At 65.1% G+C, this 13,844-nt stretch carries 11 protein-coding genes; 6 read left to right on the top strand and 5 right to left on the bottom strand.

Translation table 11 applies throughout. From position 1 onward, the window contains the following. The 6 genes from AB1346_12275 to recG all read left to right on the top strand — a co-directional run. Positions 1-150, top strand: a 150-nt coding sequence (locus tag AB1346_12275; GenBank protein ID MEW6721219.1) for an aspartate carbamoyltransferase, incomplete at its 5' end; no start/stop codon positions are given. Next, complete coding sequence (locus tag AB1346_12270; protein MEW6721218.1) at positions 137-1,438, top strand: dihydroorotase; 1,302 nt, start codon at positions 137-139, stop codon at positions 1,436-1,438. The genes AB1346_12275 and AB1346_12270, both read left to right, overlap by 14 nt. Further along, positions 1,431-2,579: a glutamine-hydrolyzing carbamoyl-phosphate synthase small subunit gene (gene carA, locus AB1346_12265; GenBank protein ID MEW6721217.1), complete on the top strand. Its 1,149-nt coding sequence runs from the start codon at positions 1,431-1,433 to the stop codon at positions 2,577-2,579. Before AB1346_12270 ends, carA begins: the two co-directional genes overlap by 8 nt. Continuing rightward, the gene (locus AB1346_12260; GenBank protein ID MEW6721216.1) at positions 2,580-3,476 is read left to right on the top strand and encodes a radical SAM protein; all 897 of its coding nucleotides are present in this window, start codon (positions 2,580-2,582) and stop codon (positions 3,474-3,476) included. Then, the gene (gene carB / locus AB1346_12255; GenBank protein ID MEW6721215.1) at positions 3,476-6,754 is read left to right on the top strand and encodes a carbamoyl-phosphate synthase large subunit; all 3,279 of its coding nucleotides are present in this window, start codon (positions 3,476-3,478) and stop codon (positions 6,752-6,754) included. The genes AB1346_12260 and carB overlap by 1 nt, the downstream gene beginning before the upstream one ends. Further along, on the top strand, positions 6,755-8,848 hold the full coding sequence (gene recG / locus AB1346_12250) for an ATP-dependent DNA helicase RecG (GenBank protein ID MEW6721214.1): 2,094 nt from the start codon (positions 6,755-6,757) through the stop codon (positions 8,846-8,848). 6 nt (positions 8,849-8,854) lie between these two features. Here recG and AB1346_12245 read toward each other — a convergent pair whose 3' ends face one another. The 5 genes from AB1346_12245 to AB1346_12225 form a co-directional block, all read right to left on the bottom strand. Then, positions 8,855-9,112, bottom strand: a complete 258-nt coding sequence (locus tag AB1346_12245) for a hypothetical protein (protein ID MEW6721213.1) — start codon at positions 9,110-9,112, stop codon at positions 8,855-8,857. 95 nt (positions 9,113-9,207) lie between these two features. Further along, positions 9,208-11,199, bottom strand: a complete 1,992-nt coding sequence (locus AB1346_12240) for a multicopper oxidase (GenBank protein ID MEW6721212.1) — start codon at positions 11,197-11,199, stop codon at positions 9,208-9,210. A gap of 251 nt (positions 11,200-11,450) precedes the next feature. Continuing rightward, a complete protein-coding gene (locus AB1346_12235) occupies positions 11,451-12,152 on the bottom strand; it encodes an ABC transporter ATP-binding protein (protein ID MEW6721211.1) in 702 nt (233 codons plus the stop codon). Continuing rightward, positions 12,149-13,342 carry an ABC transporter permease gene (locus tag AB1346_12230; GenBank protein MEW6721210.1) on the bottom strand — a complete coding sequence of 398 codons (1,194 nt, stop codon included), beginning with the start codon at positions 13,340-13,342 and terminating at the stop codon, positions 12,149-12,151. The genes AB1346_12235 and AB1346_12230 overlap by 4 nt, the downstream gene beginning before the upstream one ends. Then, the coding region (locus AB1346_12225; protein MEW6721209.1) for a hypothetical protein at positions 13,339-13,844 on the bottom strand (506 nt) is incomplete at its 5' end. The genes AB1346_12225 and AB1346_12230, both read right to left, overlap by 4 nt.

Here is a 13,844-nt window from a genome sequence, read left to right as displayed (position 1 = left end):
CACCCGGGGCCGGTCAACCGCGGGGTGGAGCTTTCGGATGAGCTCGCCGACTGCGGCCGCTCCAGGATTCTTTCCCAAGTGGAGTCCGGGGTGGCCGTGCGGATGGCGCTCCTATACCTGTTGGCCGGAGGTTCCCATGCTGCTAATTAAGGGAGGAAGGATCATCGATCCGGCAAGCGGCCGGGACGAAACGGGCCATCTCGTCCTGAAAGACGGGAAGGTCGACGGTATCGTCCATGGCGACGCGCCGGGCGATTTTTCCGGCAGGGTCCTCGACGCGGAAGGGAAGTGGGTCGTCCCGGGATTGATCGACATGCATGTGCATCTGCGCGAGCCGGGATTCGAATGGAAGGAAGACATCCGTACCGGCACGATGGCGGCGGCGGCGGGCGGGTTCGCGTCCGTGGCCTGCATGGCGAACACCCGGCCCGTAAACGACCATCCGGAGATCACCCGGCATATCCTGGAGAAGGCCCGCCGGGACGGATCCGCGAACGTCCTGCCCGTTGCCGCGGTGAGCCGGGGGCTCGAAGGCAAGGAGATGGCGGACTTCGCCGAGCTCGCCGAGGCGGGCGCCGTGGCGTTTTCCGACGACGGGCATTACATCGAGAACCCGCTTCTCATGCGGAGGGCGATGGAATACGCCCGCCCCTTCGGATTCCCGATCCTGGTCCACTCGGAGGACCGGGATCTGTCCGAGGGAGGAGCCGCGAACGAGGGGTGGAACGCGTTGCGGCTGGGGATTCCCGGAAGCCCTGCCGCGGCGGAGGACGTCGCCATCGCCAGGGACATCCTGCTCGCCCGGCAGACCGGCGGGCGGCTCCACTTGCAGCACATCAGCACGAAGATGGGGGTCGCCCTGCTGCGGATGGCGAAGAAGGCGGGGCTGAACGTGACGGGAGAGACCGCTCCCCACTACTTCACCCTGACCGACGCGGCGCTGGAAGGGTACGACACGAACGCGAAGATGAGCCCGCCGCTGCGCGGAGAGGAGGACCGGATGGCGGTCCTCGAAGGGATCCAGGACGGCACGATCGACGCGGTCGCCAGCGACCATGCGCCCCACGACGATCTCGTCAAGCAGTGCGAGTTCGCCGCGGCCGCCAACGGGATCATCGGCCTCCAGTCCTCCCTCCCGCTGACGCTGGCGCTGACGGCCGGGGGGAAAGTCTCCCCCGCGCGGATCGTGGAGCTGCTCTCCGCCGCGCCGGCCCGGATCCTTTCCCTGCGGGGCAAGGGATCGCTGGCCGTCGGCGCCGACGCGGACGTCACGGTGATCGACCCGGACGCCGAATGGGAGTTCCGGCGCGAGGACGTGCTTTCCAAATCGAAGAACAGCCCGTTCCTCGGCTGGAAGATGCGGGGGCGCGCGGTCGCCACCGTCTGCGGGGGATGGATCCGGTACGAGATCGCATCGGGGGTCGAAGCGAATGCCTGAGAGAAAGGCCGTCCTGGCGCTTGCGGACGGGACCGTGTACGAAGGGACCGCCTTCGGCCACGAAGGGGAGACCTCCGGAGAGGTCGTCTTCAACACCGGGATGACGGGGTACCAGGAGGTCCTCACGGACCCGTCCTACAAGGGGCAGATCGTCACGATGACCTACCCCGAGATCGGCAACACCGGGATCAACCCGGAGGACGTCGAGTCCGACCGCCCGTGGGTGGAGGGATTCATCGTCCGGGAGGCATGGGGGCCCCCGTCGAACTGGCGCCACGTGGAGTCGCTCGACTCCTACCTGCGCCGGTACCATATCTGCGGCATCGCGGGGATCGACACGCGGGCGCTGACCCGCCGGCTGCGCGATGGAGGGTCGCAGATGGCGGTCCTCTCCTCCATCGATCTCGATCCTGCCCGGCTGGCGAAGAAAGCGAGGGAGCTTCCCTCCATAGTGGGGCGCGACCTGGTCCGGGAGGTCACCTCCGATCGCGTCGTCCAGTGGGACACGGGGGAGTGGGACCTGGAGAAGGGATACCTTCCCGCATCCGAGTTCCGGGCGCGGTTCGGCAGGATCCCGCGCATCGTGGCGGTCGACTACGGGGTGAAGCAGAACATCCTGAGGATGCTGGTGACCCACGGGTTCAACGTGACGGTCGTCCCGGCGTCCACGACCGCGGCGGAGATCCTCGCCATGTCCCCAGACGGCGTCTTCCTTTCGAACGGCCCCGGCGACCCGGAGGGAGTGCCGTACGCCGTCGAGACCGTCCGGCAGCTCCTCGGGAAGCTGCCGATGTTCGGGATCTGCCTGGGGCACCAGATCATGGGGCTGGCGCTCGGCGGGAAGACCTTCAAGCTGAAGTTCGGCCACCACGGCTGCAACCAGCCCGTGAAGGACCTCGCCACCGGGAAGGTCGAGATCTCCAGCCAGAACCACAACTACGCCGTGGACGCGGGTTCACTCGGGAAGGATTCCCGGATCACGCACGTCAACCTGAACGACGGAACGGTCGAGGGGCTCTCCGTCCCCTCGATGCGCTGCTTCTCGGTCCAGTACCACCCGGAGGCGTCTCCGGGGCCGCACGACTCCCGGTACCTCTTCACCCGCTTCTACCGGTACCTCACGGGACAGGAGGAGATCTAAGTGCCGTTCTCCGGATCGTCGGCCGCCCGCGTTGCGGCGGGACGGGAAGGATCGCCGCTGGCGCCCTGCCGGTTATGTCCGCGGGAATGCGGGGCGGACCGGCTCGCGGGGGAGCGCGGTTTCTGCCGCGCGGGGGCGGTCGCGCGGGTCGCGGCGGTTTCCATCCACCACGGCGAGGAGCCGCCGGTCTCCGGGACAAGGGGATCGGGGACGGTTTTTTTCAGCCATTGCAACATGACCTGCCTCTTCTGCCAGAACTACCCCATCAGCCAGCTCGGCAACGGCCGGGAGATGGACACGGAGACGCTGGCGGGCGAGCTGCTCCGTCTTCAGGAAAAGGGGGCGCACAACGTGAACTTCGTGACGCCCACCCCGCACGCACCGCAGCTTGCGGAAGCGGTGCGCGCCGCCCGGGAGCGGGGTTTCGGGATCCCTGTCGTATACAACACCAACGGCTACGATTCCCTCGAGGCGCTGGCGCTGCTCGATGGAGTGGTCGACATCTACCTGCCGGACGCGAAATACCGGTCCTGCGCTTTGGCGGAAGAGGTCTCCGGCGCGCCGGATTACCCCGCGCGGAACGACGCGGCGCTCGCGGAGATGGTGCGGCAGACCGGGTTCCTCGCCGTCGGAAAGGACGGAATCGCGACGAGGGGAGTATTAGTGCGGCACCTCGTGCTGCCGGGGAAGGTGGAGGAGACGGAAAAGGTGCTGGAATACCTCCGCGGGACTTTCGGCCCCGACCTTCCGCTTTCTCTGATGGGACAGTACTTCCCGGCGTACCGCGCGTCGCAGACGCCGGGATTCGAGCGGAAGCTCGATCCGGAGGAGTACGACCGGGCGATCGAGGCCGCCGAGCGGCTGGGTTTCCATAACGTCTTCATCCAGGAGCTTTAGTGCCCAAGAGAACCGACATCAAGAAGATCATGCTCATCGGGTCCGGCCCGATCATCATCGGGCAGGCGTGCGAGTTCGACTACTCGGGGACCCAGGCGTGCAAGGCGCTGAAGGAGGAGGGGTACACGGTCGTCCTGGTGAACAGCAACCCGGCGACGATCATGACCGACACCGACTTCGCCGACCGGACGTACATCGAGCCGATCACGCCGGAGATGGTCGGCAAGATCATCGAGCGGGAGCGCCCCGACGCCCTGCTCCCGACCATCGGCGGCCAGACGGGGCTCAATATCGCCGTCTCGCTGCACGAGATGGGCATCCTGCAGAAGTACGGCGTCGAGCTGATCGGGGCGAACTTCGAATCGATCCAGAAGGCGGAGGACCGCAACCTGTTCCGCGAGGCGATGACGAAGCTGGGGCTCGTCGTCCCGCGCTCCGGATACGTCCGCTCGCTGGAGGAGGCGCTCGAGGTCATCCCCGATGTGGGCTACCCCGCGATCATCCGGCCGTCCTTCACCCTCGGCGGGACCGGCGCCGGGATCGCCTACAACCGGGAAGAGTACGAGGAGGGGATCCGCTGGGCGCTCGACGCCTCCCCGAAGCGGACGGTGCTCGTCGAGCAGTCCGTCATCGGGTGGAAGGAGTTCGAGCTCGAGGTGATGCGCGACCTGGCCGACAACGTCGTCATCATCTGCTCCATCGAGAACCTCGACCCGATGGGCGTGCACACGGGCGACTCGATCACCGTGGCCCCCGCCCAGACGCTGACCGACAAGGAGTACCAGCTGATGCGCGACGCCGCCATGCGCATCATCCGGGAGATCGGGGTGGACACCGGCGGCAGCAATATCCAGTTCGCCGTCCACCCGGACACGGGCGAGATGGTGGTCATCGAGATGAACCCGCGCGTCTCCCGCTCCTCGGCGCTGGCATCCAAGGCCACGGGGTTCCCCATCGCGAAGATCGCCGCGAAGCTCGCCGTCGGATACACCCTCGACGAGATCCGCAACGACATCACCCGGGAGACGCCCGCTTCCTTCGAGCCGACGATCGACTACGTGGTGACGAAGATCCCCCGCTTCACATTCGAGAAGTTCCCTCAGACCGAGGACATTCTCGGCACGCAGATGAAATCGGTGGGGGAGGTGATGGCGATCGGGCGGACCTTCCGGGAATCGCTCCAGAAGGCGATGCGGTCGCTGGAGACCGGCATCTACGGCTTCGAGGAAGCGCTTCCTCCGCCGGACGCGGCGAACCGGGAATCGCGCCGGATGGAGATCGAGGGGAAGCTGCGCAAGCCGAACTCCCGGCGGCTCCTCTACATCGGGGAGGCGTACCGCTACGGGTGGACGACGGACGAGATAAAGAAGGCGACGGGGATCGACCCGTGGTTCCTCGAGAACATCCGCCGGATCATCGAGATGGAGGGCGGGATCCGGGAGCGCGCCGCCGCGTTCCGCGATTTCCGCGTGGAGGACGCCGCCGGTTGGGCCCCGTTCTTCCGGAACGCGAAGGAGAACGGCTTCTCCGACCGCCGGCTCGCGAAGCTGCTCGGATCGGGAGAAGACGCCGTCCGAGCGGCACGGTACGCCGCGGGCGTGAAGGCGGTCTTCAAGCGGGTTGACACCTGCGGCGCCGAATTCGAGGCGCACACCCCGTACCTTTACTCGACCTACGAGACCGAAAGCGAAGGCAATCCCACCGGCCGGAAGAAGATCGTCATCCTCGGTGGAGGCCCGAACCGGATCGGGCAGGGGATAGAGTTCGACTACTGCTGCGTCCACAGCGTCATCTCCCTTCGGGAAGAGGGGTTCGAGACGATCATGGTCAACTGCAACCCCGAGACGGTCTCCACGGACTACGACACCTCCGACCGCCTCTACTTCGAGCCGCTGACGAAGGAGGACGTCCTCGCCATCGTCGAGGACGAGAACCCGGTCGGGGTCATAGTCCAGTTCGGCGGGCAGACGCCGCTGAAACTGTCCGTCCCGCTGGAAAAGGAGGGGGTGCGGATCCTGGGCACCCCCGCGGAGAGCATCGACCGGGCGGAGGACCGGGAGCGGTTCGCTGAGATGCTGAACAAGTTGGGGCTCAAGCAGCCGCCCAACGGAATCGCCCGCTCCATGGAGGAGGGGATCGGGATCGCCGCGCGGATCGGCTATCCCGTGCTATTGCGCCCGTCGTACGTCCTGGGCGGCAGGGCGATGGAGATCGTCCACAACGAGGAGGGGGTGCGCAAGTACCTCAGTGAGGCGGTCGTCGCCTCCGAGTCGCGCCCCGTGCTGGTCGACCGCTTCCTTGAGGACGCCATCGAGATCGACGTCGACGCGATCTCCGACGGCGAGTCGGTGGTCATCGGCGGGATCATGGAGCACATCGAGGAGGCCGGGGTCCACTCCGGCGATTCCGCCTGCTACCTGCCCCCCCGGTCGATCCCCCCGGAAACGCTCGCCGAGATCTCCCGGCAGACTATCGCGATGGCCAGGGAGCTGGCGGTCGTCGGACTGATGAACGTCCAGTTCGCGATCCAGAAGGGGGAGATCTATATCCTCGAGGTCAACCCGCGCGCGTCCCGGACCGTCCCGTTCGTCAGCAAGGCCATCGGCGTGCCGCTGGCCAAGCTCGCCGCGAAGGTCATGACGGGGCGCAAGCTGGCCGACTTGGGACTGACGAAGCAGATCGTGCCGGAGCACGTCAGCGTGAAGGAGTCGGTCCTGCCGTTCATCAAGTTCCCGGACGTGGACACCATCCTGGGACCCGAGATGAAGTCCACGGGCGAGGTCATGGGGATCGACCGGACCTACGGCATCGCCTTCGCCAAGGCGGAGATCGCCGCGGGGATGAACCTGCCGCGCTCGGGAAGAGTGTTCGTCAGCGTCCGGGACGAGGACAAGGGGGGAGTTCTTCCGGCCGTCCGGATGCTCCACGAGAGCGGTTTCTCCATCGCCGCCACCGGCGGAACGGCTTCCTTCCTGGTCCGGTGCGGCATCCCCGCGGAAACCGTGCTCAAGATCCAGGAAGGGCGTCCCAACGTGGCGGACCGCATCAAGAACGGGGAGATCTCGCTGGTCATCAACACGCCGCTGGGAGCGCAATCCCAGGCGGACTCCTTCTATATCCGGCGGACCGCGCTCGTCTACAACGTCCCGTACTTCACGACCCTGGCGGCCGCGAACGCCGTCGCCGACGCGATCTCCCACCTGATCGCCGAGGAGACGTCCGTGCGCAGCCTCCAGGAGTACCACGGAAACTCGCGGAAAGCCCCCGAAGGGGCCTAGGTGGTCACGCCGGGGCATCCCATCCAGTTTGTCAAGGGGGTGGGGCCCCGGCTTGCCGAAATCCTGGCCGCCCGGGGGATCCGCACCCCGCAGGACGCCCTCTATCTTTTCCCCAAGGGGTACCAGGATCGGCGGCGGACGGTCCCGATCCGCGAGGCCTCTCCCGGCATGACCGTTCCCGTCCGCGGGAAAGTGCTCTCCGTCCAGGAAAGCGGCCGCGGCTACCGGCGCGGGAGCCCCCGCCTGCTGGAGGTCGTCCTCTTCGACGGGACCGGGCGGATCGTCGCGAAATGGTTCCGGTACCATCCCTCCCTCGTCAAGCGCTTCCGGGTCGGCGAGCCCGCCGTCGTTTGCGGGACGGTCCGGTACTTCCGCTTCATGCCGGAGATGCACCACCCGGAGATCCTTTCGGGCGAAGGAGCGGACGACCCGATCCACTCGGGGCGGATCGTCCCCATTTACCCGGACATAGAGGGGATCCCCCCGCGCGTCCTCCGGAAGATCCAGTGGGAGGTCGTACACGGACACGCCGGCAGGGAGAAGGAGTGCTTCCCCCCCTGGATCCTCGAGAAGGCGGGGGTGCCTCCGCTCGGCGAGTCGCTCGCCGCGATCCATTTCCCGCGGGACGACGCCGACGCGGCAGGATTCCTGGACCACACATCGCCCCAGCGGAAGCGGCTCGTGTTCGGGGAGCTGTTCTCCATCCAGTGGGCGCTCGCCCTGCGGCGGGCGGGGATTGAGCGGGAAGCGGCGGTTCCGCTCCCATGGGACCGGGAAATCGTCGACGAGATCAAGCGACGCCTGCCGTTCGAGCTGACCGGAGCCCAGCGGCGTACGATCAACGAGATCCTCAAGGACATGGGGCGTCCCCACCCCATGCACCGCCTTCTCCAGGGAGACGTGGGGAGCGGCAAGACCATCGTCTCCTGGATCGCCGCGATGGTCGCGTGGAAGCACGGCGTCCAGGCCGCCGTGATGGCGCCCACGGAGATCCTGGCGGAGCAGCACTACCGCAGGTTCCTTTCCCTTTCGGAGGGGCTTTCCGCGCGTGTCGGGCTGCTCTCGGCGGCGCTGCCGCCGAAGGAGCGGGAAGCGGCCCGGCGGAGGATCCGGATTGGGGAGACGGACATCGTCGTGGGGACGCACGCGCTGATCCAGGAAAGCGTGGAGTTCCACAACCTCGCCTTCGCCGTCATCGACGAGCAGCACCGGTTCGGCGTCCTGCAGAGGGCGGCGCTGCGGGAGAAGGCGGCGGTTTCGCCGCACCTGCTCGTGATGACCGCGACGCCGATCCCGAGGACGCTGGCCATCGCCCTCTACGGCGACCTGGACATCTCCGTGATCGACGAGATGCCGAAAGGCCGGATCCCCGTGAAAACCCGCGTCGTGCCCCCCGAAGGAAGGGGAAAGGTGCTCGAAGAGATCCGCCGTGAGCTGGAGCGGGGGGGGCGCGCCTACGTCGTTTTGCCGCTCGTGGAGGAGTCGGAGAAGCTGGCGCTGCGCGACGCCGTCCGGACGGCGGAAAGGTTTCGGGAAACGTTCCCCGACGCCGGGGTGGGGCTGCTGCACGGCAGGATGAAGGCGGACGAGAAGGAAGGGGCGATGCGCGCCTTCAAGGCGGGGGAGCTGCGGCTCCTCGTCTCCACGACGGTGGTCGAGGTGGGGGTGGACGTTCCCGAGGCGACGGTCATCGTGATCGAGCACGCCGAGCGGTTCGGCCTCTCACAGCTCCACCAGCTTCGGGGACGAGTGGGCCGGGGTGCGCGTCCCTCCTCTTGCTTCCTGATGGTGGAGAACGGGCAGGGCGAGGAGGCGGCGGCCCGCCTCGCTGTTATGGAGCGGACCACCGACGGCTTCCGGATCGCCGAGGAAGACCTGAAGATCCGGGGACCGGGCGATTTCGCGGGGGTGCGGCAGTCGGGGATCCCCGACCTGGTCTTCGCCGACCTGGTTCGCGACGCCGGGATGTTGCAGGTGGCCAAGGAAATCGTCGAGGAGCTGCAGCGGAGGGATCCGAACCTCAAAGACCCCGCGCACGAGGAGATCCGGCGGTTCCTGGAGAGAAGAGCAACCGCCGGGGGAGTGAAGGATTAGGCGAGGCTACGGCCGGAGAAGCAGATATCGGCCGAGATCGCCGAGCCAGTCGATCATACGTTTTCCGCGGCTTGCGCCCCGCGGAAGTCTTTCCGGAGCCGTGATCTCGACGTCGGGGGGGAGCGGAATCCGCCTGAGAATAACCTGATTGCGAATCACCGGTGCCTCCCGCCGCAGAGTCGCGATGTCCTTCCGGATCGATAAAAATTGCGAAATGCGGCCGAATGAGTCCGCTACCGGATAAATCGATCTGTTCGAGGTCATGTCCCACTCCCTCCTACCGTTGAAATATCCCCCTGCCGGAGCGATGCCCCATCCGCCCGCCTTGCGACAGCGGACGGATGGGGCGGAACCGGAAACTACGGACCCACGCGATAGGGCCGCATCATCTCGTTGTCCTCATGCGAGAGGATGTGGCAGTGCCAGACGAAGAGGCCGGCGATGTCGAAATGCGCCTTGATCCGCGCCATCTCGCCGGGGTAGACGATGACCGTATCCTTGCGGCCGGACTCACCGGGATCGGGGCCCCTCATCGCGCCGTCGAGCATCACCGGCTGCATTACCATCCCGTCGGCGTCGAGCGCCAACGCCTGCCGCCCGATAATCTCGAACTGCACCAGGTGGATATGTATCGGGTGCGCGTCTTCGGTCAGGTTGTAGATTTCCCAGTATTCCGTGGCTCCCAGAGCCGGATTCTCGGTGATCTCATCCATCCACTCCTTGGGCACCGTGAACCCGCCGGCGTCGATGATCCCGAGCAGCGCCTCGGTGGGGGCGGCGGGGACCGCATCCGGCGTGCCGCACGAAACGGCCGTATTCGTATTGTCGACGCAGACCGTGGCGGATTCCTCTTCGTTGAGGCTCACTCTGCGGGTAAAGGTTGCCGCGGGAAGAGGAGGCGGCGCCGGCAGGACCAGTTCCGCCACCTTCTTCGTGGTGTCCGGCTTCTTCAGCTTGACCACCTTGAACTGCATGACCTTGCCGGTGGTGCCGGGGTGGGCCATGGCGAAGTCGACCCCCGGGACGCCGCCGCCGAAGGGTTCGTCGGGGCCGATGTTGACCAGGGTGATGGTGTCGCCGGGCCTGTAGGCCGAGAAATCGACGATCACGTCCGCCCGCTCGGCGGGCCCAAGCAACAGGTCTTCGCGCTTCTCGGGGGCGGGCAGGAAGCCGCCGTCTGCGCCGATCTGCCAGAAGGCGAACGGCTTGGCTTTCTTCGGCACATCGCCGGCGAGGATCAGGAACCGCGAGTCGCTGCCGTTGACGATGCGGAAACGATAGCGGCGCGGCTCGACGTTCAGGTACGGCCAGCTGCCGCCGTTGACCACCATGGTGTTGCCGAAGAACTCGGGGTTCCAGATCGGCGACACGTCGCTCTTTCCGCCGTCGATGGCCAGCGCGGGGATGTACGGCCCGGTCAGGCCGTCGAAGAAGCTGCGGCTGTCGGGATAGAAGAGGGAACCGTCGCTGTTGAAGGAGCGGTCCTGGATCAGGAGCGGAATTTCATATTTGCCGGAAGGAAGAATTCCCGTCGCGAGGTCGCCGGCGCCGCCTCTCAGCAGGTAGAATCCTGCCAACCCGGCGTAGACGTTGGTGCGGGTCATCCCGAGGGAGTGGTCGTGATACCAGAGGGTGGTAGCCCGCTGGTCGTTGGGATAGATGAACACAGCAGCGCCGTCATCGGTGGGAATTTCGGTGTCATACATCGTCCCCCGCGTGGTGTAGCCGGCCGGAATATTTACCGCCGCCGGCAGGTACCACGCCTCGGGGAAGCCGTCGCTCCTTTCCCCGACATGGGCGCCGTGTAAGTGGGTGATGACGGGAACCGGTCCCAGGTAAGGATTCGGGTCCGTTCCGCGGCAGTCGGACATCATGGGCATGGGATTATCTTCCGTGCAGACTCCCGGCGGATTTGCCCAGTGCAGCGTCTGGTCTACCGGCAGGATGTGGGGCAGGAATCTGTTGTCGCCGTCCACGAGTCCGTTGATCCATTTGACCGTGACCGCCGTGCCGGCCGTGGCTTCGATGGTGCGGCCGGGATAGGTGATGGCATCCATCGTCGGGCCGTAACCCCAGACGAGCGTCTTGCCGTAGCTGCCCGGCAGGATCTGCTGCAAGGTCTGTCCCGCCACGATCTCGTAATTGTCCGCCGTTCCGGTGGTGGGCATTACCTCAGGGATGTTCAGGGGAGTGACGAACTTCGGGACCTTTTCCACTTCCAGCGTTCCGCCGAGCACCGGGTTTTCCGATACCAGCGGATTTTCGATGCAGCCGGCGAGAGCGATGCCGAATGTCAGGACAAGGGCCGCCGACAAGGCGCCGAACCTCCATGAAATCGAACTCTGTCCCATCGCATTCCTCCTTTCCTGTTTGTGGGTTGCACAAGAAGTTGCCGGAACAAGGAGCGGAATCAACAACGAATAAGGATGCTTACGGCCGGAGGAATTGCATTCGGCGTGCCCGAAAGAATTATGTATAAATACGATGGGTATCTATAGGAAAATACACCGGTATTGCCTTATTGATAACTGATTGTACGGGTGCGGGAATTAGAAAATCTTCAGGTTGTTATATAAAATTATGAAAGGGAATTCTTTTTCCCCTAAATACACAGCTCCCGGATCCTGCCGTCCCTCATCTCGAACTGCCGGTCCGCCTGGGAGGCGAACTCCAGGTTGTGCGACACCATGACGACGGTCACCCCGGAATCCCGGCACAGGTCCTTCAATATCTGCACGATCTCCACCGAGCGTCTCGAATCGAGGTTCCCCGTCGGCTCGTCGGCAAGCAGGATTTCCGGCGAATTCACGAGGGCCCTCGCGATGGCGACGCGCTGCATCTCGCCGCCCGAGAGCATCCCCGGCAGGTGGTCCTTCCGGTGATCGATGCCCAGGAGCTTCAGGAGCTCCATGACGTCGTTCTCCGCGCCCTGCTTGCGGTGGAAGGTCAGCGGCACCATCACGTTCTCGCGGACGGTCAGGGTGGGGATGAGGTAGAAATTCTGGAAGATATAGCCGAAGGTGTCCCTGCGGATCGCGGTCAGCTTCCGCTCGGAAAGCTGTCCCCCGTTGCCGTCGAAGATCCGCTTTCCGCCGACGGCGAGCTCGCCGGAGGTCGGGTTGTCGAGGCAGCCGAGAAGGTGGATGAGCGTGGTCTTGCCCGACCCGGACGGACCGATGAACGAGGCGAACTCTCCCTTCTGTATGCTGAGCGATACGTCGCGGACCGCGGCGATCTCCTCGCTGCCGCGCCGGTAGAGCCTCGTCAGCCTTTTCGCTTCCAGGACCGTCGTTCGTTCGTTCATCCGCCCACCTCGTTTCGTATCGCTTCCAGCGGCCGGATCCGCCCCGCTTTCCATGCCGGGTAGAGCCCGCTCAGCAGCCCGATAACCGAGATCGTGCCGAGGGTGAACAGGATGAGAGGAAGGTCGATCGTTACCAGCCCACCTTTCGGAGCATAGGGCAGGAGGCTCCGGATCACCCATTCCGTGGCGCGGGAAAGCAGCAGGGAAAGGACCACGCCGAGAACTCCGCCGGCGACGCACAACAGCAGCGTCTCGATCCAGACAAGCCGGAAGATGTCGCCAGGCATGGCGCCGATGGTCTTCAGGATGCCGATCTCCTGGAACCGCTCGTGGATCGACATCAGGATCGTGTTGATGACGCCGACCATCGAAATGATGATCGCGATGGTCGCGATGGACAGCACGAGCACCCGCGCGGTCGCGACCAGCGACATGATGGTCTGCTTCACCTGCGCCAGGCTCACCACCTGGACGTCGGGCAGCTGGTAGAGCCTGTTCTCGAGCCGGGCAGGGTCCGCGTCCTTCCTTACCTTGATGCCAATGGTCGTCAGGATCCCCTGCTTCCCGAAGATCTCCTGGAGGGTCCGCAGCGGCACGAAGATGGTCCCGTCGTCCTGCGTGCCGGTCCGCTCCAGGATGCCCACGACCTTCAGCTCCACGTTAAGATCCGGGACGAGGATCAGGTCTCCGACCTCCCTCTGTTCGAGCTCGGCCGCTTCGTAGCCCATCACCGCCTCGTAGGCCTTTTCCCTCTTGAACCAGCCGCCGTGCCGGAACTTGAGGTAGCTCTTCATGGGAGGGAAGCCTTCCGGATCCACTCCCAGGTATGCCGCAATGCCGCCGCTTTCCCCCTTGTTCGGGTCAAAGGCCGCCGCCATCAGCATGGGCGTGATCCGCTCCACTTCCGGTTCCTTCATGACCTTTTCGCCCATGGACTCCGGCAGGTACTTGAGGCCGGTGCCGCCTTTCAGCATCATGGTCGCCGCCTCGTAGGGACACCCCTTGGCCATGAGCATCATCTGGAAGCCCATGTTGTCTATGTCCCGGTCCAGGGAGCTTTCGAAGCCGCGGTTGAAGCCGAGCAGGCTCACCAGCACCCAGGCCGAAAGGGCGATGCCGACCAGCGTCAGAAGGCTGCGGACCTTTTTCCGAAGGAGATTTTTATAGGCGACCTGGAATTTGCTGATCATTTTATCGCCTTCGCGGGCGCTCCGCCCTTGCCGGAAAGTTCCGGAGAGATATTAATGAACTCGTTGACGAGGATCAGGTTCTTTTTCGTGCCCCGCAGGATGTACCTGAAATCCGTATCGGCGGTCGGCGAAGGGTTCTTGATTGTGGCGACCCTCCCGGATGCCTTCCCGGTCGCGACTTCGTAATTGTCGAAATCGAAGAGGGTGAGTCCGACGAACTGCTTTCCGAACGAATCGATGCGGAACTGCGGCGCGTATGAGCCGGTCAGCCTCTGGAGGTAGAACGTCTTGATCCGCTGGTCCGGGTCCAGGGCGAGAAAGATCTGGATCCCTCCGTAGCGCCCTTTCTGGTTGACGCCGTGAATGTAGCCGATTTTTTTATCCCCGGCATAGATGACGTAAATCGTATATGGGACGTCGATCGTTTCGTACAGGCCCCGAAGCTTGTCCCTCATCCTCGATTCGATCTGCGCCAGGAGCTTGTCGCCGCCCAGTGTCTGTA

The organism is Thermodesulfobacteriota bacterium (assembly GCA_040758155.1).
Lineage (GTDB): Bacteria > Desulfobacterota > Deferrimicrobia > Deferrimicrobiales > Deferrimicrobiaceae > UBA2219.
The sequence above is the reverse complement of the archived record's forward strand: the minus strand, read 5'-3'. Positions and strand labels throughout refer to the sequence as shown.